Here is an 18708-nt window from a genome sequence, read left to right on the forward strand (position 1 = left end):
AATAATAATTATTATTTAAGAATTTTATGTTATAATTTTAAAAAATAAAAAAAGGAGTTAAAATGTCAGTTGTTAAACAATTATTACAAATGCAAGCGGATGCTCATCACTTATGGATTAAATTCCATAATTATCACTGGAATGTAAAAGGTTTGCAATTTTTTTCAATCCATGAATATACAGAAAAAGCTTATGAAGAAATGGCAGAACTTTTTGATGATTGTGCTGAAAGAGTTTTACAACTTGGTGAAAAAGCAATCACTTGTCAAAAAGTTTTAATGGAAAATGCAAAAAGTCCTAAAGTGGGTAAAGATTGCTTTACACCAACTGAAGTGATTGAGTTAATTAAACAAGATTATGAGTATCTTTTAGCTGAATTTAAAAAGTTAAATGAGGTTTCAGAAAAAGCAGGAGACACAACTACAGCCGCATTTGCACAAGAAAATATTGCAAAATATGAAAAAAGTCTTTGGATGCTTAGCTCTACTTTACAAAACACTTGCAAAATGTAATTAAAAAGGGGTTTTTACCCCTTTATGATTTTGATACTTTTTTAAATTTATCATCTAAAAAATCTTTAACTCTTCAAGAATCAAATTTCAAAGAAAAATTACACTCTAAATTTCAAGAAAATAAAGAATATTTGATTCAAATGTATCATTATTCTTTGCTTTCCCATGCTGCTTATTTGAATTTAGATTTAAAAGATATTTTTGTTAAAGTTAGCCAAAAAGAACTCTTTAAGGTTTTGACAAATTTTTCTTATAAAAATGGTATAGCCATAGGAAAATTTGATCCTTTTATAGCATTTTATTTTATAAAAAATTTCGTTTTACTCGCTCATATTAATGAAAATTTCTTAGAATCTAAAGGCGGTTTTAGAGCGAGTTTGTTTCAAGATAGAAACACTCAAGAATTTATTTTAGCCATTGCTGGGAGTGATTTAAGGCCGATTAAATTTGATCTTGGAGATATTTGGAGTGATTTTTTAATTTTAAATCACAAAATCCCTAAAGCACAATATTTATCTCTTTGCTCTTTTTATAAAAAACTCAAATCAAAATTTCAATTTAAAAAAATCACTCTAGTAGGGCATTCTTTAGGCGGATATTTAGCGCAAATTTTTATGGCGCGTTTAGGATTTGCTGTAGATAGAATTTATACCTTTCAAGCTCCTGGACTTTCTAAAAATATAAAAAATAACAGCTTGCATACAAAAAATAATTCTTATCATTTTTATACCCATCATTTACCTAAGGAGCAAATTTGTTGGCATCATTTTAATTTTATCCAAGCCTTGCACTCTAAGAAGGGAAATAAGATCATCTTAAATTTAGGAACAAGGTTACATCACCCAAAACTTTGTCCTGCGATGATTTATAAAGTTTTAAAACTTTTATGAAGAAAAAATTATTATAATATCCTTTTTAAAAGGAAAAAAATGAAAATATTGAATTTTTTCTATGAAAATGCACCCAAATTTGAAATAAGCTATGAAAGAAAAGTGCAAATTTCACAAGCCAATATCATCCTTAAAGGTCCCAAAAAATCAGGCAAAAAAACTTTAATTTTTAATTATCTATCTCAATTTATACCCGAAGAAATTTTATTTTTAAATTTAAGCGATATACGTTTTGAAAAAGAGAGTTTAAAGCAACTTGGAGTTTTTTTGCAAAATCATCATCAAATCAAAATTCTTTGTCTTTATGATCTTGATTTTACTTTGGATTTGAAAGATATCAAAATTCCTATTATAGTAAGCACAGATAAAAAGGATTTGCATTTTAAAGATTTTAAAGAACTTTGGCTTGATTATTTTGATTTTGAAGAATTTATAAGTATCAATAAAAAAAATCTTCCCATTAATCACTTAGTAGGGCTTTTTTTGCAAACTGGACGCAGTGAATTGAGCCAAAAAAATGAGCTTTTAAGGCAAAGTTTTAACTTTTTAGAGCTCGAAATTTTAAAATATTTAGCTAAAAATTTAGGGCAGCAAATTAGCATTTCTAAGTTATTTTTAGAGCTTAAAACAAAAATAAAAACTTCAAAAGATAGCGTTTATCATGCCATAAAAGAGCTTGAAAATCGCTATATTATTTATCCTATTATGCATAGTGAAAAAAAACTTCAAAAGATTTATTTTAGAGATTTTGGCTTAAGAAATAATCTTTGCATTTATAAAGATTTTGCGCATTTATTTGAAAATGTGATTTTAAATGAGCTTTTTAAATTTCAAGAAGATTTTTTTTACAATAAATATTTTCATTTTTTTAGTAAAGAGTTGAAAATCGCTTATATTTCTAGTCCGACTTTGGATATTGATTTGATTAAAATTCGCGCAAGAAAAATCGTTTCTAAGGCTTTAGAATTAGGAATTTATAATGTGATATTTATCACTCTTTCGAGTGAAAATAGTTTTTTAGAGCAAGGGGTTAAATTTGAAATTTTACCTTTTGATAAATTTGCGCTTGGTTTTTAATTTTTAAAAAGATCTAAGCTTGGCTTAGAATTAAGATTATCGTATTTTTCAAGATGATATTTATCCATGACCTTTGTTATGATATCGATGTAAAAATCTTTACGTTCTGAATAAGCGTGCAAGGTTCTTATAGCCTCAGAGCCTTTTATAAGTTTACCTTCTTTCATATCTTGATACCTTGCTTCTCTAAAATTAGCGTAAGCAAAATGTCTGTTTAAATTTAAAACGTAAGAATTAACACTATCTTGCAAAGAATCAAAAATTTTAATTTTATGCTTTTTATTAGGATGTCTTAGATCAGGAATCAAGCCCTTATCGCCCCAAGTCCATTCCCCAAAAAGATTGTTTGCTTCTTTTGCAAAACGACTAGTGCCGGTTGCGCTTTCAACTAAAGCTTGTGCTATGCCCATAGATTTTGGGATAGGAGCGATTCTTTTTTTATACTCATGATAATCAAAAAGATTTTGCACTCGATATTTTTCTTTGAGTTCTAAAAGTTTGGCAAAAGCTTGTTGATTAGCCAATCTAAAGCCATTTTGAAATTCGTATTTAAAAAATGCATCGATGAAATCTTGCTCTTTAGCAATTTCTTTAAAACTTTCATCAAACATCGCATTCATTTTGACAAAAAAAACTTGCCTTTTTTCTTCTATGCTTAAGTTATAATAATCTTCCCCAAAGCCATCTTCTAAATTTGATGTAGCAAAAATTTGACTCAAAAAAAGACTAAGAAAAATTATAATTCGCCTCAAAACAGTATCTTACCTTTCCTTTAAAAAACAATTCTTCATGTTCTAATCTAAAATCAACTTTTTCTCCGCTTTTTGGAAACACGCTAGCTTTATCTTGAATTTTTTGCTTTAAAAATGCAAGATAAAAACAAGCTCCCATTCCTGTTCCACAAGCTAAAGTTTCATTTTCGACACCGCGTTCAAAGGTTCGTACCTTTAAGGAATTTTCATTTATGATTTTTGCAAAATTGACATTTGCATTATACTTTTTTCTCATTTTTTCACAAAGTATGATATCAAATTCATCTAAATTTTTACAAAAATGTACTAAATGTGGCACTCCAGTATCGCAAATTTGCCAAGTTTTTCCAAATTCTTCAAATGGGCTTTTTATATTTTTAACTTGTCCAAATGAAATTTCTACCAAATCATTTTCAACTTCGGCTTTGATCACACCTGCTCCAGTTAAAAAAGTCATTTTTGATGGCGTTTTATTGATATGATGTGCAAAATGTGCCGCAGCTCTTGAGCCATTGCCACACATACTTGCATAAGAGCCATCATTGTTATAAAATTCCCATTCAAAATCGTATTTTTCATGAGGCAAGATCACGATAAAACCATCCGCACCTATGCCTTTATAGCGATCGCAAATTTCTTTAGCTAATTCACTTCTATTTTCTTTTTTATCAGCATTTGTAATGATAAAATCATTGCCATTAGCACAATATTTATAAAATTTCAAATTATTCCTTTGGAGATTTTTTTAATTGTCAGTATGCATTCTTTTTCAAAATCGGCATAAGAGCCAGTATTTTTTATAATCAAATCCGCTTTTTTAAGTTTTTCTTCGATATCCATTTGAGAATAAAGCCTTTCTTTGGCAGCTTTTAAATTTAAATTATCCCTTTTTATAAGTCTTTTTAGACTTAATTCTTTAGGAGAATATATCAAGATCACTTTGCCTAAATTTTCATAAGCCTTGCTTTCAAAAAAAAGTGGAATTTCAACGAAATAGGGTTTATTTTGTTTTTCTAAAATTTGCATTTGCTCTAAAATTTGCATTCTAATTTTTGGGTGGGTAAAATCTTCTAATATTTTTTTTGCTTCCTGATCGTTAAAAATGATACCACCAAGAATTTTTCTATCGATTTTTTTGTTCTCTTTTAATAATTTTTGATTTTTTGTATTGAATTTTGAAAACATTTGTGCAAGTTCTAAAGAGTGTTGATCTAAAATTTCATGAGCGATTTCATCTGCGCTGATGCTTTGAAATCCCATAGAATTTGCAATTTGTATAAAAGTGCTTTTGCCGCAAGCGATTGAAGCGGTTACAAAAAAAGCATTCTTCATCTTATGCCTTATTAAAACTTTTTTCGTTAAAATAACTTTTTATTTCTTAAAGGAAAATTAATGAAAATTTCATATGAAGATGCTGGAGTAAGTATAGATAACGGTAATGCTTTTGTTGAGGCTATAAAGCCACTTGTAAAAGAAACTTTTAATGAAAATGTTATCGGTGGCATAGGATCTTTTTCAGGTGCTTTTAGAATGCCAAGTGGCTTTAAAAAGCCTGTGATGTTAAGTGCTACAGATGGAGTTGGGACTAAACTTCGCTTAGCTATAGACGCAAAAAAATACGACACCATAGGGCAAGATTTGGTTGCGATGTGTGTGAATGATCTTATTTGTAATTTTGCTACGCCTTTATTCTTTTTGGATTATTATGCTACGGCTAAATTAGAAGTGGATGTTGCAAAAGTCGTTGTTGAAGGGATCGCTAAGGGTTGTAAGTTGGCAAATTGTGCTTTAATCGGCGGTGAAACTGCTGAAATGCCTGGAATGTATGCAAAAGATGATTTTGATCTTGCGGGTTTTGCTGTGGGTATGGCTGAAGAAGATGAAATCGATCGAAGCAAATTTGTAAAAAATGGTGATATTTTATTGGCACTTCCAAGTTCTGGACTTCATTCTAATGGCTATTCTTTAGCTAGAAAAGTGCTTTTTGAAAGTTTAAAGATGAAGTTTGATGATAAAGTAGAAGGGAAAAATTTAATCGATGTTTTATTGGAGCCTACAAGAATTTATGTGCGTGAATTTCTTACTTTAAAACCTTTTATCAATGCTTTAGCACATATTACCGGTGGGGGCTTGGTTGAAAATTTACCGCGTGTTTTACCGCGTGGAATGGGAGCAATCATCCGAAAACATCATCTTAAAACCCCTGAAATTTTCTATACTATAGGCGAAGCGGTTGAAGAAAATGAAATGTATAGAAGTTTTAATATGGGTGTTGGTTTAGTGATGGTGGTTGATCCATCAAATGTAAGCAAGGTTTTAGAGGCAAGTGATGCTTTTATCATCGGTGAAATTGTGATCAATGAAGGTATAGTTTTAGAGTGAAAGCAAATTATTACAATGCTTTATGTGCCCAAATGTATGAAATTTTGTATGCAAAAGTTTCCAAAAATTTTGATAAAATTGCTAAAGATGATACAAGTGAAATGTTTTATGTGAATGTATCAATTAAGGAAAGGAGATAAAGAATGAAAAATTTAGATTTACGGGGGGGGGTATAAGCAACTTTGCGTAGGATTTTATTGTCCTTATGCTATAGGAGATATGATTGCAAGTTTAAAAATGCTTTATGCACTCAAAGCAATTTTTAATGCCAAGGTGATTATATTTTGTAGAAAAAATATCCAAACTCTTGTAGAAAGTTTAGATTTTGTTGATGGATTTGAAGTGATTAATCCTTTTAAAAGTGAAAATCTAACTTCAATTTTAGAAAAAATTAATTCTTATTATTTTGATTATATTATTCCATATCATTCTAGATCTTCTGAAATTAAATTCTTATTGCAAAGTAATGCTAAGCACATCATTGCTAGGCTTAAATGGATAAGTTTTTTTCATCCGCGTTGTATTACTTTTAGTTTTAAGAAGCGATTTTTTAGAAATAAAAGTATAAAAACAAGAATGCCACATTGCATAAGAAAAATCAATCCAAAACTTTTTGATGAAAAAATTAAAAATCTATGTTTTGATACTAGGATCAAAATTCCAACTAAAAATCAAATTTTTATTCAAAATTTCTTAAATTCTTACAAGTTAAAAGAAAAAGATTTTATTGTGATCAATCCTTTTGCTATCACAACTTCATATAATCTAAGCATTCAAGATTACATCACTTTAATTTGTAAAGCCAGTTTGATGAAAAAAGTTATCATTCCTACTTATGAAGTAGTCCATCAAGAATTTATGGAACAAATAAATAGCTTAGATACTTTGTTGAATAAACAAATTTTTATCTTTAAAAATAATGAGGATATTTTAAATTTAGTCGCCTTGCTTAATTACTCTAAATGTCTGATTAGTCCTAGCACAGGAACGATTCATCTTGCTACCAATCTTGAAATTCCAAGCATAGGTTTATATCCTTATAAGGATGATGTGCAATGGCCAACTTTTAATAAAAATTATGTTTTTATCCCAAAACCACAAAAAGAGTTAAGTAAGCAAGAGATTAATGAAATCATTGAGGAATGTTTGGACAGGTTAAAGCAATTACTTGATTAAAATTTGTTCGTTAAAATATAGAGATTTTCTGGATAATTTTTATTGGAATACTTTGTCAAATAGAAATTATGATCTAAGCGCTAAAATCCAAATGTTAAAGAAGAAAAATTTTTGCGTGAAGTGGAAGAAATTTTAGAGGAATTAAAACAAAATCAAGAAAAAGCTAAAGAGTTATTTGCTGGCATCTTAAAAACTATAAGATAAACTAGATTTAAAATGGTTTATATAAAATACAAAGTTTAAATTATTTTTTTACAAGGAAAATTTATGGAAGATCGACAAAAAATCGCTAGAAATGTGAAAATTCTTGCTCTTATAGGTTTAACGTTTGGCTTGTTAGGTTTTACTCCTATGGTAGGTTTATGTTTTAGTTTAGTTAGTTCTATTTTATATATCATTGTTTTATATAAACTCAAAGTTCATGCCGGTGCTAAGAATTTATTTAGTAATTTGTTTATTGCCATATTTATAAATTTAATTTTCTTTTTATTTGTTATTTTAATTTTGCATCCAACCGGTCATATAAGTTTTGAACATGTAGTGGAAATAATTGCAGTATGTATGATTATTGATTGTTTATTATCTTATAAATTTGTCAAGAATATATTTTATGAAATCGCAAGAGTAACCCATCAAAAATATTTTATCAAAGCTTTTAATTTGTTTTTTATAGGTTTATTTATATTTGTTGTAAGTGTGAGTATAGGTTTATTTTTATTAAATTTAAATGTTAATTTTTCTTTTTTTTATATGTTTGATGTGCTTTTGAATAGAGCATCTAGTGGGGGTGCCTTTTTTTCAATTGGTGCTTCAATCTTAATTTTTATAGCAGCTTTATTTTTAATTATAGGGTTTATTTATCATGCTTTAGCTTGGTTAAATTTTGAAAGCTTTGATGAAGGGATAAAAGAAGAAAATTATACAACAACTACTCAAGGATTAAAGCTTATTAAAATTATAATGATTTTTGCTTTAATATTAAATTTTCTTTTGAACACTAGTGTTCGGATTGTTTATGATTTTATTTTCCCTTATATTTTTTTCTCAGAAATAGAAGTTTTTAATTTCGAGTCGATTTTTTCCCCTAAAGCAATTGCAATTGTTTTAGAATATCTTTTTTGTATATTTTCTTTTATATCTATTTTATTACTTTGTAAAAAGATACGATCGTATAAAATGTTATTGTTTTTTATTTCGTGGATGGTTTTTGGTTGTATCGGTAGTCATTTGATTCCGCTATATGATTATTTTACATCTTTATATGGGTTTTTTCTTTGTAGTGCCTTAATTTTAATTTTAAGTATTGCATCAGCATTTTTCTTTTTTAAAGAACTAGTCAAAATAAGTGGAATGAAAATCTTTTTTGTAGTTTTTATTTTTTTATTTGCTTATCATTTTTACCCAAGAGATAATGTGCTGGTAATTTCTCAATTAGAATATCTTATAAAATTTTTTGGCTTAAAAACTAATTTTATAAAAGTTTATTTAAAAAGTTTTATAGTGTTTTTTGATCTAGAAAAATTTACTTATTTTCGTATTAATTTAAATTGTATCTATATCATCCTTTCTATTGTTGCTTGGAGTCGGTTGAAGATAAAAATTATGCCTAAGGCATAAAAACTATATCAACCAAACTCTCATTTTCTAAAATTTCACATTCTTTAGGAACGATCATTAATGCAGCCTTGTGATTAAGGTTGTTAATGATCGCACTAGAGCCTTCTTTTTTCCCTTCTAAATTGACTAAAATACGTCCTTCCTTAAATTCTACATTGCAAGCAACGAATTCCAAATAAGGCGTTTTTTTCTTATAACTTCCTTGTAAGAAAGCTTTAATGATGTAATCTTTTTCTTGACACAACCAAGAATTTAAAATCTCTCTAGCATAAAGATTAAACATCACCATAGCAGAGTATGGAAAACCAGGTAAGGCAATGATGAATTTATGATTTGCTTTAGCGATTTTGATGTGGCGTCCCGGTTTGATATCTACTTTATCAATGATGATTTCATACTCTTTAATAGCACTTTTTAAAAAATCAAAATCCCCCATAGAAACTCCACCTGTTGTGATCAAAATATCGCAGGACTCTAAAGCACTTTCTAAAGTTACTAATGTCGCTTTTTCATCATCTTTTAAAAGTGGAAAAACCCTTGTATCGCAAGCTAAATTTTTAGCTAAACTAGCAATAGCGATGTGATTGGAGGAGCGAATTTGAGCAGGATTGTCCAAGGTTTCTCCTAGATCTTTGATTTCACTACCACTGCTTAAAACTCCAATGATTGGTTTTACAAAAACGCTGATGTGAAAAAAGCCTAATTCTGCTAAAAGTGCAATTTCACTATAATTTAATTTTGTGCCTTTTTTGAGTAAAATTTCATCTTTTTTATAATTTTCTCCAATTTTTCTAACCGCAAAACCTTTTTTAACGCTTTTTTCTATAAAAATTTGATCTTTTTCTATGCGGACGTTTTCAATGGGAATAAGTGTATCGCTTCCCAAACTCATCAAAGAGCCCGTAAAAGTTTTAACACAAGTTCCATTTACAACTTCAAATTGTGGCATGGTGCCTGCAGGGGTTGTACCTAGAATTTTTAAAGCTTTATCTTGATCTTCAAATTTAATCGCATAGCCATCCATAGCCGAAGTTTCCATTTGGGGCTCATTTTTAAGCGCTTTAATATCACAAGCTAAGATACGTCCTAAACATTGAGTGAGTGCTATTTTTTCTATTCTTTCATGACTTTTTATATGAGAATGTAAAATTTTTAAACTTTCTTCATAAGAAATTAGCATTGATTATCCTTTACCAATTTAAATTCTAAATCTTTATAATCATAATAAACACTATAAATTTCATCAGGAGTGTCAAAAACGCGATGAAAATCTTTCCATAAAGGAAAGATTTTTCAAGTTTGTTTATCGCTTTCTAATTTTTTATCATTTAAATCTGTTGCTCCAAAAATAGCAAATTCTTGAATTTGTTTGATCATGATAAAATTCCAGCCCCTAAAAGCTTACTTGATCTATCTAGGGCATAAATTCTTTCACCATTTTTAAGATCATATTTCCAAATGGGCGCATTAGTTTTAAAATCTTCTACAAAGTCATTTATAAGTTTTAAGCCTAATTTTCTTTGTTTGCTTAAAATACCTGCAAAATATGAACTTTCTCCAACTTTTACATCGCCAATAGAATGCGCAAATAAAAGATAAGCAGGCTCTTTTTGAAGTCTTTCTTGCCAATTTTTAAACCAAGAAATGAGTAAAGGCTCGTAAATATCAAAGCTTAAACCCTCTACTTTATCATCATCTCTGACTATGCCGCAAAAGGTGATTAAAGCCCCACAATTTTGTTTGATGCTAAATTCATACCATTTTGTATAAATTTCAGGGATATTTAAAGGGCCTTTATGGAGTGAAAAGTATTCCATTAACCACCACCAACAGGAGGTAAAAGCGCTATTTTATCTCCATCTTTAAAAGTTGTATTCTCATCAAAAATGATTTCATCATTTAAGGCTACCGCACAAAGATCAAGCCATTTTTTCAAACTTTCATCTTGTTTTAAAAACTCTTTTAATTCTTTTAAATTTTTAACTTCTAATTCCAAACCGGCTTTGTTAATGGGTCCTAGAAATTCAATTTTTATCATTATTTGCCTTTACTTCTAAATTGCCCATCATGCCTAAATCTTCATGTTCTAAAATATGACAATGATACATTCTAAGTCCAACAAAATCTTGTTTCATCCTTAGTCTTAATTCTTCTTTTGGACGAACGTTGATTGTATCTCTTAAGGCTCTAAATTCAGCTTTTTTTATGGTACCATTTAGTTTCGATGAAATAAGTTCAAATTGCGTTCCATGTATGTGAAAAGGATGATCCATGTGTGAGTCATTGATAACGATCCAATCCTCAACAACCCCAACCTTTGAAATCAAGTCTATGCGGTTTAGATCGTAGGTTTTTTTATTGATTAAAAACATAGAAGCTAAAGCAGCTTTTTGCTCTTCTTTGCTTTTTTTCATCATGCCGTGCATTTTGTGATGATCTTCACTCATTATGATTTCTTTGAAATCTTGAGGTTCTTTTAAGCTTTCAAATTTTCTTAAAGTAGAAGGCAGATTTTTAGGATTTTTTTCTATATTAACATGGGCTAAGAATAAATTTTCTTTTTTTTCTTTAACCATCATTTTATCTCTATCATAATAAATGCTTTCTAGTTTTAACTCCCCTTTTTTATCTGCTTGTATAAAAACTTCCACTCTTGAAGCAGGAGTTAAAAATAATTCTTCTTTGATTATAGGTTTTTCTATAAGCCCACCATCAGTTCCCACTAAGATAAATTTGGCATTTTGAATTTTTAAGTTTAAATATCTTGCCGAACAAAGATTATAAAGACGAATTCTTTCACCTTGCAAAGAAATTTTAGGTTGATATTGTCCGTTGATCAAGACAAATTCACCCTCTCTTCCATTGAGCCAATCTGTTAAAGTATTTTCAGGAATTTGCGCGTTTTCATCAAGTCTTAAATCACTAAAAACCAAGTCTTTTTCATTAAAATGAGATAAAGTATCTTTTCTAGCCTTGATCACAAAAATTCCAGCCAGTCCCATATAAACTTGTTTAGAGGTGATATAATGAGGATGAGGATGATACCAGTATGTGCCTGCAGAATTTAAAGGCAATGTGAAACGATAAATTTTTTCCTTTCCGGCTAAAATAGGATCATGTGGGCTGCCATCTTGATCAGGCGGAACAGGAACGCCATGCCAATGTATAGTTGTAGGTTCTTTGAGTTGATTTTTGACTAAAATTTCAACCGTGTCGCCTTCATAAACTTCTATTTTTGGGCCAGGGATTAAACCATTGTAAGTGTAGCATTTGGTTTTTTTGCCTTTGATGAGTTCTATTTGGCTTTCTTTAATCTCTATAGTAGCGCGGAAAAAATTTTTTTCTTTGCTTTCATTTTTAAGCAAAGTTAATTTTTTTAGTTTTTTTCCACTTGGAAATTGATCCTTTCTAAGAAGTTTAAGATTATTAGGCGCAAAATTGATAAAAGAAGTGTTGATGGCATTAGGAGTATTATTGTGATGCATTTGATGCATAGGTGAGCCATAAGCGATGCCAATACTTGCTAAACTTAAAGCATTAAATTTTAAAAATTGTCTTCTATTCATTATAAATTCCTTAAAATGGTAAAATCATATTATAATCATTATTTTTAAAAGCTCAGTAAATTATTTAAAATTTGGCTTGTTTTTGGTATTATTTCGCAAATTATAAGGAAGTGCTTATGTATGAAAAAATTCAAACCCCAGCTTATATTTTAGAGGAAGATAAATTACGTAAAAATTGCGAACTTTTAGCCTATGTTGGCGAAGAAAGTGGGGCAAAAATTTTACTAGCCCTTAAAGGTTTTGCTTTTTCAGGAGCGATGAAGATTGTCGGAGAATATTTGCAAGGTTGCACTTGTAGCGGACTTTGGGAAGCACAATTTGCTAAAGAATACATGGATAAAGAAATTCATACTTATTCCCCAGCTTTTAAAGATGATGAGATCAAAACAATTTCTTCTTTATCGCATCACATTGTTTTTAATTCTTTATATCAGTTTGAAAAATATAAAAATATATGCGTTAAAAATTCCCTTGGACTTCGTTGCAATCTTGAATTTTCTTTAGCCCCAAAAGAGCTTTATAATCCTTGTGGAAGATACTCTAGACTTGGAATTCGTGCTAAGGATTTAATGTATGCTAATTTAGAAGGTATTGAGGGTTTGCACTTTCATGCTCTTTGCGAAGAAAGCGCACAGGCCTTAGAACAAGTTTTAAAGGTGTTTGAAAATAATTTTTCTTCATGGATCAAAAAGATGAAATGGGTGAATTTTGGCGGAGGTCACCATATCACAAAAAAAGGTTATGATGTTCAAAAGCTTATTGATCTTTGTAAGAAATTTAGTGATAAATACGGCGTTCAAGTGTATTTGGAACCAGGGGAAGCTGTGGGTTGGCAAACAGGTGTGCTTGTATCCAGCGTGGTTGATCTTATAGAAAATGAAAAGAAAATTGCTATTTTAGATACCTCAAGTGAAGCACATATGCCAGATACTATTATCATGCCTTATACAAGCGAAGTTCAAGACGCTAGAATTTTAAACACAAGAGAAGGAGAAAGCATCTCTTCTTTAGAAAAAGATGAGATAGCGTATTTATTAACAGGCAATACTTGTTTAGCCGGTGATGTGATGGGAGAGTATGCTTTTAAAAAAGAGTTAAAAAGGGGCGATAAGGTTGTCTTTTTGGATCAAATTCATTATTCTATCGTTAAAAATACAACTTTTAATGGCATAAGATTGCCTAATTTGATATTTTTAGATAAAAATAAGAATTTAAAAACTATAAGGGAATTTACTTATGAAGATTATGCAAAAAGGAATTAATTTATTATTTCTATTTTGCATAAAATATTTTTTATTTTAAAATGTACTGATATTTTTTTTATTTTGATTTTTGATATTTTATACTTTTATAAACAATGAATTTTTCTTATTTTTAACGATTGTTTGTATTAAAAATTTTTAAAATTCAGTTTTTTTTAACTCAAATCATAATAAGATAAAATCTATTAAAATAGGATTTAAAAGACTATATTAAGTCGTATTTGCATAATAAAGCCTGTTTTATTTCTACAATCTAAATTTTCTTAGGGATTGATTTATGAATTTAGAGCAATTGAGATTGGCAAGAAGTCTTTATTATCAATTTTTTGGTGATCTTTTTGTTTTTTCTTTTTCTAAACAGCACTTAGATTCTTTACATCGTTGTTTGGAAGTAATGAAAGAAAATTTGTTTGATGAAAATTTGTTGGATAGTTTTGATTTGTTATTGCAAAATTCGCAAAAAAACTTGGAGTTATTTTTTAAAGAATACGAAGAGCTTTTCTTATCTTTAAAAAGTGCTATTCCTATGACATTTTCATATCTTGAAGAAGGTTTTGAAAATTCAAAAGCCTTACTTTGTGTAAGAGAAATTCTTTCAAAAAGTATTTTAAGACGCAATGAAATGAAATTTAAAGAGAGTGAAGATAATGTAGGATTTTGTTTTTTATTAATGAGTGAGTTTTTAAAGTTAAAAGAAGACGATTTGGCTAAGGAGTTATTTCAAAAACTTATTCATCAAAATATTGATGAATTTATCACGCTAATTTTAGAGCATAAAAAAGCGTATTTATATAAAGAAATAGCCAAGATACTTGCAACTTTTATAGAATTTGAAAGATCTTGTTTTGATCTTGGTAAAGTTTTAAAAACCACTTCTAAAAAAGTTCAAAACGATCTTTCAAGATCTGAAATTTTAAGAAGAGAAACCAATAAAAAAAGGAGGATGAGTGCAAAATCGTAGAGAATTTCTTAAAAAATCCGCTTTGGCTTTAGGAAGTGCTAGTTTATTGCCTAGTGCCGGTTTAGCTTTTGCTAAAGAAGAAAATAAAGATGTAGTAAAAGGTAGAAGTAAGAAAAAAGAAGTACTTTTTCAAAGAAGTGCAAATTGGGAAAATTATTATACAAAGGCTGAATAATGTCAAGTGTTGATATAAAACTTAATCGTCGTAATTTTCTAAAAATGGCGGCTCTTTCAAGTTTAGCTACCCCTTTGCTTGCAAGAAGTGAAAATCTTAGAGAAGCAAGCAAGGCTGAATTAAAAGAAGCGTTTGAGGGAAGCAAAAAAATTAAGACAATCTGTACAGCTTGCTCTGTAGGTTGCGGCATCATTGCTGAAGTGCAAAATGGAGTTTGGGTGCGTCAAGAAATCGCTCAAGATCATCCAATAAGTTTAGGCGGGCACTGCTGTAAAGGATCTGATATGATTGATATGGTACGTTCTCATGTGCGTTTAAAATATCCTATGAAAAAAGAAAATGGAGAGTGGAAACGCATTTCTTATGAACAAGCTTTAAGTGAGATCGGAGAAAAACTTGCCGCTTATCGTAAAGAAAATCCAGAAAGCGTGATGTTTTTGGGATCTGCTAAGCTCAATAACGAACAAGCTTATTATATAAGGAAATTTGCAGCATTTTTTGGAACCAATAACGTAGATCATCAAGCTCGAATTTGACACAGCGCAACAGTCGCCGGTGTGGCGAATACATTTGGTTATGGCGCTATGACAAACCATCTTGGAGATATACAAAAAAGTAAGTGCATTATTGTTATTGGCGCAAATCCTGCGGTTAATCATCCAGTAGGTTTTAGGCATTTCTTAAAAGCTAAAGAAAAGGGTGCTAAGCTTATTGTTGTAGATCCTAGATTTACAAAAAGTGCGGCAAAGGCGGATATTTACGCAAGAATTCGTCCAGGAACTGATATAGCTTTTATGTATGGAATGTTAAAGATTATTTTTGATGAGGGTTTAGAGGATACAAAATATATCGATGAAAGGGTTTTTGGAATCGATAAAATTCGTGAAGAAGCTGCAAAATGGACAGCGGAAGAAGTTGAAAATGTCACAGGAATTTCTAAAGAGCTTTTGGTAGAGATCACTCATGAAGTGGCTAAAAATAAACCGACTACTTTAGTATGGGCCATGGGTTTAACTCAACATTCTGTAGGAACTTCAAATACGCGTTTAGCTCCTATTTTACAGATGGTACTTGGAAACATAGGTAAATTTGGCGGCGGGGTTAATATCTTACGTGGTCATGATAACGTTCAAGGTGCATCGGATATGGCTTGTTTGAGTGAAAATTTACCAGGTTATTATCCTTTAAATGAAGCGACTTGGAGGTATTACGCTAAAATTTGGGGCGTGGATTATGAATGGCTTTTAGGAAATTTTGTCAGCAAAGATTGGATGCATAAAACCGGACTTTCTCTTGCTAGATGGTGGGCAGCAGCTTTAAATGGCAAAGATGGAAATGATAAAGTTGATAATGCAGAAACGCCTTTAAAAGCTTTAGTTGTTTTGGGAAATGGTATCACTTCAACCGCACAGCAAGCTAAAGTCAAAGAAGGTTTAGAGGCTTTAGAACTTTTGGTTTTAGCAGATCCTTTTGTAAATGAAGCAGGTATTATCGCAGAAAGAAAAGATGGAATTTATCTTTTACCGGCTGCAACTCAATTTGAAACCAGTGGAAGTGTAACTGCGACTAATCGTAGTGCGCAATGGAGATTTAAGGTTGTTGATCCACTTTATGAGAGCATGGAAGATCAAGAAATTTTATTTGAACTTGCTAAAAAGCTTGGCTTTTATGAAGATTTCACTAAAACTTTGCGAGATGAAAAAGGCGAGATTGTTTGGCCTGAAAATGCTACAAAAGAAATTGCTAGAGCGGTTAGAAGTATAGGTTTAAATGGTTGGAGTCCTGAAAGACTTAAAAAACATACTTTAAATTGGGATAAATTTAACGAAGTCACTTTAGAGGGAAAAGATGAGGTTGATGGTGAATATTACGGACTTCCTTGGCCTTGCTGGAGTGATAAACACCCAGGAACTCCTGTACTTTATAATGTAGATGTTGAAGTAGCAAAAGGCGGTATGGGCTTTAGAAATAATTTTGGGCTTGAATACGAAGGTGAGAGTTTATTGGCTAAAAATGCACCTTTAAATTCTCCAATTGATACAGGTTATCCACAAATCACTAAAGAAAATATTGAAAAAATTTTAGGAATTACTTTAAGTGCTGAAGAAAAAGAAAAAATGGGCGCAACTTGGTCTTATGATGATAGTAATATTATCGCAAATAAATGTATGGAAAAAGGCATAGTTCCTTATGGTAATGCTAAAGCTAGAGCTATTGTTTGGACTTTTAAAGATAAAATTCCACTTCACCGAGAACCTCTTCATTCTCCAAGAAATGATTTGGTGCAAAAATATCCTACTTTTGAAGATCAAAAGGCACTTTATCGCGTGGATACAAAATTTATTTCTGTGCAAAAGGCTAAGGATTATTCTAAGGAATTTCCACTCAATCTTATCACAGCAAGACTTGTTAATCTAAATGGTGCGGGTATGGAAAATAGAGCTTCTATGTATCTTTCACGTTTAACGCCTGAAATGTTTTGTGAGATCAATCCAGAGCTTGCAAAAGAAAAAAATATCCAAAAAGGGGATATGATTTGGATTCATTCTCCAGAGGGAACAAAAATTCATGTTAGGGTGAAGCTCAATCCAGGTATTGCAAAAGAAATGATTTTCTTACCTTTTCATTTTACTGGAGTAATGCAAGGGGTGAATTTAACCCATAATTTTCCTGAAGGAACTAAGCCTTATGTGAGCGGAGAGAGTGCCAATACAATTACAAATTATGGTTATGATATTATGTGTCAAATTCCAGAAACCAAAGGCGGACTTTGTCGCATTTCTAAGGATGGAAAATGAGTAAAGAAAATTTTATAAATTTAGAAAAAGATCGTTTAAAATTCTTTTGCGATAATGAACGTTGTATTGATTGCAATGGTTGTGCGGTTGCTTGTGATGAGGCTCATGAACTTCCTATTAATATCCGCCGCCGCCGCGTGATCACTCTTAATGAAGGCGTGCAAGGAAAAGAAGTTTCAACTTCTATTTCTTGTATGCATTGTGATGATGCACCTTGCTCTATTGTTTGCCCTGTGGATTGTTTTTATATACGTGCTGATGGTATTGTTTTGCACGATAAAGAAATTTGTATAGGCTGTGGTTATTGCTTGTATGCTTGTCCTTTTGGTGCTCCACAGTTTCCAAAAGATAGTGCTTTTGGCAATAAAGGCATCATGGATAAATGTACAATGTGCGCAGGTGGTCCAGAAGAAACAAATTCACAAAAAGAAAGAGAGCTTTATGGACAAAATCGTATCGCAGAAGGTAAAGTACCGGTGTGCGCAGCTATGTGTTCAACTAAGGCTTTATTGGTGGGCGAAAGTTCAAAAATCGAAGAAATTTATCAAAATAGACTTAATAATAGAAACTATGGCATTGCTTCACCTAAAGAAAGTATAGAATGGAAAATCGCCTATATAGGAAAGGAACGTTTATGAAAAAAATGTTTATCTTGCTTTTTTCTTGTTTTGTAAATTTATTAGCTTATGGCGAAGAAAGAATGGGACAAGATACACAAATATGGGATCATCATCGAATCAGTAATATTCCAAATTATCATACTTTTGGTCAATTTTGGACGAGTTTACAAGGAGAATATATTGCAACGATTGCTTTAATTGCCATTATCGCTGCTTTGAGTGCTTTTGCTTTGCATTATATGGTGATTGGACCAAAGCAATTTTCTCATAATAGGAAGAAAATTTACACTTTTAGCTTATTTGAAAGAATTTTTCATTTTATTGCGGCTCTTTCTTGGATTATTTTAATCCCTACTGGGCTAATTATGATGTTTGGATCTACTTTTGGGGGCGGAAATTTTGTTAGAATTTGTAAAAATTTACATGCTTTGGCGATGATTTTATTTATCATTTCTATCATTCCAATGTTTTTATGCTGGATTAGAAGAATGCTTCCCGCAAGTTATGATATTAAATGGCTTATGATTGTTGGGGGTTATTTAAGCAAAGTTAAAAAGCCAATTCCTGCAGGTAAGTTTAATTTTGGTCAAAAAACTTGGTATTATATTGCTGTATTTGGCGGCCTTTTGATGATTGTTACAGGTTTGTTTATGTACTTTGTGGATTTTGACTCTGTTGTGATTCAAAATTTTTTAGGTTTAACTCAAATAGAACTTTTAAGGATTTCTGCTATAGTGCATAATATTTTAGGCATTGTATGTGTAGTATTTTTTGGAGTGCATATTTACATGGCTGTTTTTGCAATCAAAGGAAGTATCCATTCTATGATCACTGGTTATAAGGAAGAAGAAGAGGTTTATATTTTGCATCATTATTGGTATAAAGAACTTGAGGATAAAAAGAAAGTTTGATAATTTTTT

General features: G+C 30.6%; 20 protein-coding genes and 1 pseudogene. 14 read left to right on the forward strand and 7 right to left on the reverse strand.

Annotated features, from left to right (window positions below; genetic code table 11):
* Nucleotides 1-62 precede the first annotated feature (62 nt).
* The 3 genes from H2277_RS02705 to H2277_RS02715 are packed head-to-tail and all read left to right on the forward strand — an operon-like array spanning nt 63 to nt 2479.
* A complete protein-coding gene (locus H2277_RS02705) occupies nt 63-512 on the forward strand; it encodes a Dps family protein (protein ID WP_337200844.1) in 450 nt (149 codons plus the stop codon).
* Nucleotides 500-1402 (forward strand): lipase family protein, encoded by a 903-nt coding sequence (locus H2277_RS02710; protein ID WP_337200845.1) that lies wholly within the window; start codon nt 500-502, stop codon nt 1400-1402. The genes H2277_RS02705 and H2277_RS02710 overlap by 13 nt, the downstream gene beginning before the upstream one ends.
* 39 nt (nt 1403-1441) lie before the next feature.
* The gene (locus H2277_RS02715) at nt 1442-2479 is read left to right on the forward strand and encodes an ATP-binding protein (RefSeq protein WP_337200846.1); all 1038 of its coding nucleotides are present in this window, start codon (nt 1442-1444) and stop codon (nt 2477-2479) included.
* Here the strand turns inward: H2277_RS02715 and H2277_RS02720 are convergent.
* Genes H2277_RS02720 through coaE form a run of 3 tightly spaced genes read right to left on the reverse strand, consistent with a single transcriptional unit; the run spans nt 2476 to nt 4563 of the window.
* Nucleotides 2476-3231: a glucosaminidase domain-containing protein gene (locus H2277_RS02720; protein WP_337200847.1), complete on the reverse strand. Its 756-nt coding sequence runs from the start codon at nt 3229-3231 to the stop codon at nt 2476-2478. The genes H2277_RS02715 and H2277_RS02720 overlap by 4 nt on opposite strands.
* Nucleotides 3206-3955, reverse strand: coding sequence for a diaminopimelate epimerase (gene dapF / locus H2277_RS02725; RefSeq protein WP_337200848.1), 750 nt, complete (start codon nt 3953-3955; stop codon nt 3206-3208). The genes H2277_RS02720 and dapF overlap by 26 nt, the downstream gene beginning before the upstream one ends.
* The gene (gene coaE / locus H2277_RS02730) at nt 3952-4563 is read right to left on the reverse strand and encodes a dephospho-CoA kinase (protein WP_337200849.1); all 612 of its coding nucleotides are present in this window, start codon (nt 4561-4563) and stop codon (nt 3952-3954) included. Before coaE ends, dapF begins: the two co-directional genes overlap by 4 nt.
* Before the next feature lie 60 nt (nt 4564-4623).
* Between coaE and purM the strand changes: the two genes are divergently transcribed.
* From purM to H2277_RS02750, 5 genes and pseudogenes are all read left to right on the forward strand, one after another.
* On the forward strand, nt 4624-5613 hold the full coding sequence (gene purM / locus H2277_RS02735; protein WP_137623076.1) for a phosphoribosylformylglycinamidine cyclo-ligase: 990 nt from the start codon (nt 4624-4626) through the stop codon (nt 5611-5613).
* Nucleotides 5610-5753, forward strand: a complete 144-nt coding sequence (locus H2277_RS02740; RefSeq protein ID WP_337200850.1) for a hypothetical protein — start codon at nt 5610-5612, stop codon at nt 5751-5753. Before purM ends, H2277_RS02740 begins: the two co-directional genes overlap by 4 nt.
* A gap of 79 nt (nt 5754-5832) precedes the next feature.
* Complete coding sequence (locus H2277_RS02745; protein WP_337200851.1) at nt 5833-6789, forward strand: glycosyltransferase family 9 protein; 957 nt, start codon at nt 5833-5835, stop codon at nt 6787-6789.
* Between the two features lie 52 nt (nt 6790-6841).
* A pseudogene (locus H2277_RS09270) lies at nt 6842-6993 on the forward strand (SAM-dependent DNA methyltransferase); the annotation flags it as partial.
* Between the two features lie 63 nt (nt 6994-7056).
* Nucleotides 7057-8406 carry a hypothetical protein gene (locus tag H2277_RS02750; protein ID WP_337200852.1) on the forward strand — a complete coding sequence of 450 codons (1350 nt, stop codon included), beginning with the start codon at nt 7057-7059 and terminating at the stop codon, nt 8404-8406.
* On the opposite strand, the gene H2277_RS02755 is transcribed toward H2277_RS02750, so the two are convergent.
* The 4 genes from H2277_RS02755 to H2277_RS02770 all read right to left on the reverse strand — a co-directional run bounded on the left by H2277_RS02755 (nt 8396) and on the right by H2277_RS02770 (nt 11972).
* Nucleotides 8396-9586, reverse strand: coding sequence for a molybdopterin molybdotransferase MoeA (locus H2277_RS02755; protein WP_337200853.1), 1191 nt, complete (start codon nt 9584-9586; stop codon nt 8396-8398). The genes H2277_RS02750 and H2277_RS02755 overlap by 11 nt on opposite strands.
* A gap of 193 nt (nt 9587-9779) precedes the next feature.
* Entirely contained in the window at nt 9780-10223 is a 444-nt protein-coding gene (locus H2277_RS02760; protein WP_337200854.1) for a molybdenum cofactor biosynthesis protein MoaE, read from the reverse strand.
* Nucleotides 10223-10444 (reverse strand): MoaD/ThiS family protein, encoded by a 222-nt coding sequence (locus H2277_RS02765; protein ID WP_337200855.1) that lies wholly within the window; start codon nt 10442-10444, stop codon nt 10223-10225. Before H2277_RS02765 ends, H2277_RS02760 begins: the two co-directional genes overlap by 1 nt.
* Nucleotides 10431-11972, reverse strand: coding sequence for a multicopper oxidase family protein (locus H2277_RS02770; protein ID WP_337200856.1), 1542 nt, complete (start codon nt 11970-11972; stop codon nt 10431-10433). The genes H2277_RS02765 and H2277_RS02770 overlap by 14 nt, the downstream gene beginning before the upstream one ends.
* Nucleotides 11973-12088: 116 nt before the next feature.
* Here H2277_RS02770 and nspC point away from each other — a divergent pair, with 116 nt between their 5' ends.
* The 6 genes from nspC (at nt 12089) to H2277_RS02800 (ending at nt 18699) form a co-directional block, all read left to right on the forward strand.
* Entirely contained in the window at nt 12089-13234 is a 1146-nt protein-coding gene (gene nspC, locus H2277_RS02775; RefSeq protein WP_337200857.1) for a carboxynorspermidine decarboxylase, read from the forward strand.
* Between the two features lie 277 nt (nt 13235-13511).
* Nucleotides 13512-14195, forward strand: coding sequence for a molecular chaperone TorD family protein (locus H2277_RS02780; RefSeq protein WP_337200858.1), 684 nt, complete (start codon nt 13512-13514; stop codon nt 14193-14195).
* Nucleotides 14182-14370, forward strand: coding sequence for a twin-arginine translocation signal domain-containing protein (locus H2277_RS02785; protein ID WP_337200859.1), 189 nt, complete (start codon nt 14182-14184; stop codon nt 14368-14370). Before H2277_RS02780 ends, H2277_RS02785 begins: the two co-directional genes overlap by 14 nt.
* Complete coding sequence (locus H2277_RS02790; protein WP_337200860.1) at nt 14370-17168, forward strand: formate dehydrogenase subunit alpha; 2799 nt, start codon at nt 14370-14372, stop codon at nt 17166-17168. Before H2277_RS02785 ends, H2277_RS02790 begins: the two co-directional genes overlap by 1 nt.
* Nucleotides 17165-17806: a formate dehydrogenase FDH3 subunit beta gene (gene fdh3B, locus H2277_RS02795; RefSeq protein WP_337200861.1), complete on the forward strand. Its 642-nt coding sequence runs from the start codon at nt 17165-17167 to the stop codon at nt 17804-17806. Before H2277_RS02790 ends, fdh3B begins: the two co-directional genes overlap by 4 nt.
* Nucleotides 17803-18699 carry a formate dehydrogenase subunit gamma gene (locus H2277_RS02800; RefSeq protein ID WP_337200862.1) on the forward strand — a complete coding sequence of 299 codons (897 nt, stop codon included), beginning with the start codon at nt 17803-17805 and terminating at the stop codon, nt 18697-18699. The genes fdh3B and H2277_RS02800 overlap by 4 nt, the downstream gene beginning before the upstream one ends.
* Nucleotides 18700-18708: the final 9 nt, after the last annotated feature.

It is taken from the genome of Campylobacter sp. W0014 (assembly GCF_020135975.1).
GTDB lineage: Bacteria > Campylobacterota > Campylobacteria > Campylobacterales > Campylobacteraceae > Campylobacter_D.